The following is a 3,280-nucleotide window of genomic DNA, read 5'->3' as shown; positions in this document are numbered from 1 at the left end:
CTCGCGACAGGTGTTCCTCCAAGCCCAATCGGTCGAACACGGTCTGGCGGTCGGAGCCGGGCGTGTCGTCCCTCAGCGCGTAGCGGTCTGGGCGCACTTTGAGGTGGAACACGGTCCCGTACTGCCGTTCCTCGATCTCCTGGGTCGTGAGCGGCGGTCCGAACGTTTGGGTCACGCCATCGAGGTCCGTGGCGGTGACGAACACGTCAAGCAATGGCGCGGGACCTGCGCTGGGGGAAGCCGTGGCGGAGATGCTCCGAAGCGCTTCCTCCAGTAGGTATACGTAGTGTTCGGAATCGAGCAGCGACCGGGGCTTGGACGACTTCCGATCGATCAGCTCGAGCAGGTCGCCTTTCTTGACCCAGAGCGTCTCGAGCGGTTTGAGGTCTCCCTGGGTGGCGAGAGCGACGCCGAGGCATATGCCGTTGATGCCGCCCGCCGAACTCCCGGAGATGATGTCGATCACCGGTCTGGTGTGAGCGAGCTCCAAGAGGCGGCGATACGCCCGGGATTCCGGTCGGAAGCCTTCTCCCTGGGAATCCGCCGACGGATACGACCGCAGGAGCCTCAGAAACTCATAGACGACGCCGTAGATGTAGATGGCGAGCGAGACGCCCCCGTACAGCACCAAGCCGATCCTGAGTTCCTTGTCGTGGTCAGTGTGTTCATCCATCGCACTCTCCTTGCCGTCGGTTCCTCCTGAGTGGTCTGTCATGTTGCACTCTCGTGGATCGTGCCTTCCCCTCACCCCGACCCTCTCCCACGAGGGGAGAGGGCGTTTGGGTTCCTTCTCCCCTTGCGGGAGAAGGTTAGGATGAGGGGTGAGCTCGGTGTCCGCGCTGACACACCCCTCGACTCTGACGCGGGCTAACCTGGTCTAGACCCCCAGCGCTGCCCTGGTCGCAGGACCGACGATCCCATCGACGTAGAGTCCCTCGCGCCGCTGGAAGGCGCTGACGGCGTCGCGCGTCTGGGGTCCGAAGATGGTGTCCACATCGACATCGAATCCGTGGCGGGCAAGGGCTTCCTGGACGACGCCGACATCGCTGCCGCGCATCGGCGGGACCCTGAGCTTGAGAAGCCGCTCCGTGTCGTCCGCCGCCGAGACGCGGAACGGTGGTCTCGCCATCAGCGCCGCCTCGTCGATCCGTACGCCGCAGACCCAGATCGGGAGCTCCAAGTCCCACTTCTCGTCCTCGATCAGGCTCGTGAAGGCGCGCATGCGGTAGGTCGTGCGCGACAGCGGCGGGTTGGACGCCGCCAGCCATCCCTCTCGGACTGCGATGTACCGCTCGATCCAGACCCGTTCGCCGATGTCCGACACGCTGCCATGCCGGGCGCTGGTGCGGTTCCGCATGCGTCCCCATGACCCATGAACGTGGCTGTCGTAGACGACGGCAACGCCAAGGGGTTCCAGGATTCCGAGTCCGCTGGCGGCGCGGGCGCTGGGGTCCCAGTAGACGCGGTCGAAGAAGGCGTCTTGGACGTCCTGCATGATGGGATCGCTGCCGGCGCGCTTGAGCAGGTCGTGGAAGCGAACATCACCGTCGAGGGTCAGGTCGGCGGCGTCGAGCCGGTCGAGGTAGGCGCGCAGATCGTCCGCGTAGAGGGCATTGGGATCATCGCAGTAGCGGGCGACCAGGAGAGCCAACCCTCCTTGGGTGAGCGTCGTCTGGGACCTGCCGTAAGTGAGGTGTCCGCTGTCGCCACGGATCAGCGTGACTTTGCCGTAGTCTCCTTGTGGGGAGCCTGTTTCGAAGACGTTGACGATGGCTTGGGCGGTGTCTTTGGCGAGACTGGTCGGACGGTTCATGGGGGCTCCTTATCCATCGTCCGTGGAGGGCGATCCCAACACGGCGCGTCGGTACGCCCTCAAACCGTACCTAAAGTAACGAAGTCTGTTGCCCAGGCACAAGCGGCGTGTGATGTGTCTCTGTCGCAGGCTAGTGGTCAGTGACAGTGAATTGTCGGTTTTCCAACCCCCACCCTAACCCCCCCATGCAAGGGGGAGGGGACATCGCCTCCCCCCCGCGAAGCGTGGGAGAGGATTGAGGTGGGGGGAAGACGCAATCTCCAAGGTAACTGACCACTAGTCTGTGCCAAGCCGAATGGAAGGCGGATCGTCCGTGTGGATTCGCAGGTCGTCGATCCAGATACGCTGCGGATGCGGCACGCCGGGACCGAAGTAAGGAGCCATCAGGAACTGGTCGATCTTCATGTCGGGATGCCGTCCCGTGCGGAAGACGACATCGCGGATGCTGTTGAGTCGGAACCGCACGCGGACGCGATGCCAGTCGCGCTTGTCGTAGCGCCCCGGGCTCTCGCCGAATGCGGCGCGGTCGGCTTCCCAGTGCTTGCCGTTGACGTGGACATCGCCGGATCGGTAGCAGGTTCCGTCGCCGTAGCCGTCGGAATCGCCGTTGCACCCGGCGACGGCGCGGCACGCATCGGCAAAAGGAGCCCGGCTCCAGCGGCTGCCGACAGTCCGAGGAATTCGCGGCGGGTGTACATCGGGTCTCCTTTCACCGGTGACGGGTTTCACGCTAGCTGTACGCTCAGGCGAGGCGCGATGCAAGACATTGCTGGGACCGGTGTGTGTTGCGTTCAGCGGCCCAAGGCAAAATCGGTGGTGGAGGTCTCGTCGTGCGCGCCTGCTATGACTACGCTGAATCGGTTGCGCGTGCCCTCGTCAACGATGTCGCGCAGTGTCTGCGCTTCTGTGCTTGAGAACCCGTTCGCCGACGTGAAAGCTCGGAGAGCGGCGTCATCTCCGCGGCTGGAGAAGCTGCCAGCGACCTTCGACGACGTGAGACCGATCACCGGACTTGGGACGTACCGCGTACCGCTCAGTCTGACATCTGCCAAGTTCGTCCACAGCATCATCTTGACCAGCCCGTCTTTGAGGTCTCCCATGTGGGGGAGACGGGCTGTACGGCTATGCTTCTTCTCGATCAGGAAGAGGCGATCCGCTGCAATCCTGCACTCATCGACGGTCTGGCGGTATTCGCCGCCGATGTAGTTGTGCAATGTCAGCTTGGCTTTCTCTCCAGTGGTCACCTCTTTGGGCTGGACCGTCTGTGTTTCTCGTTCCTGTGCCCGCATCGACCCATGCCTTGACGCGTCCCGGAACTCTGTCACATCGCGACGCAGCTGATCGACACGCGCGCGCAGGGAGGCGCTGTCATGCATCCGCACACCAAGTCTCGCCGCCATGTTGTCATACGAAGACGCGGCAAGATCGGCGACTCCCGGCAGTCGGTCGTAGAGCTCGGATAGGTTC

The 3,280-nt window shown here is 63.6% G+C and carries 4 protein-coding genes; all 4 read right to left on the bottom strand.

The genetic code is table 11. From position 1 onward, the window contains the following. Positions 1-715 (bottom strand): hypothetical protein (locus FJZ36_18620; protein MBM3216913.1); only part of this gene is annotated, 715 nt, incomplete at its 3' end. A 162-nt stretch (positions 716-877) separates the two neighbouring features. After that, complete coding sequence (locus FJZ36_18615) at positions 878-1,813, bottom strand: chitosanase (protein ID MBM3216912.1); 936 nt, start codon at positions 1,811-1,813, stop codon at positions 878-880. A gap of 401 nt (positions 1,814-2,214) precedes the next feature. Then, a complete protein-coding gene (locus tag FJZ36_18610) occupies positions 2,215-2,511 on the bottom strand; it encodes a twin-arginine translocation signal domain-containing protein (protein ID MBM3216911.1) in 297 nt (98 codons plus the stop codon). A gap of 93 nt (positions 2,512-2,604) precedes the next feature. Further along, the gene (locus FJZ36_18605) at positions 2,605-3,189 is read right to left on the bottom strand and encodes a hypothetical protein (GenBank protein ID MBM3216910.1); all 585 of its coding nucleotides are present in this window, start codon (positions 3,187-3,189) and stop codon (positions 2,605-2,607) included. Positions 3,190-3,280 lie beyond the last annotated feature (91 nt).

The organism is Candidatus Poribacteria bacterium, from assembly GCA_016866785.1.
GTDB lineage: Bacteria > Poribacteria > WGA-4E.
Note: the sequence above shows the minus strand (reverse complement) of the source record. Positions and strands in the feature narration are given on the sequence as shown.

Excerpts from the sequence above, each read along its gene's own strand:
- FJZ36_18615 (MBM3216912.1), bottom strand. The coding sequence starts at position 1,813 with ATGAACCGTCCGACCAGTCTCGCCAAAGACACCGCCCAAGCCATCGTC.
- FJZ36_18610 (MBM3216911.1), bottom strand. The coding sequence starts at position 2,511 with ATGTACACCCGCCGCGAATTCCTCGGACTGTCGGCAGCCGCTGGAGCC.
- FJZ36_18605 (MBM3216910.1), bottom strand. The coding sequence starts at position 3,189 with ATGCATGACAGCGCCTCCCTGCGCGCGCGTGTCGATCAGCTGCGTCGC.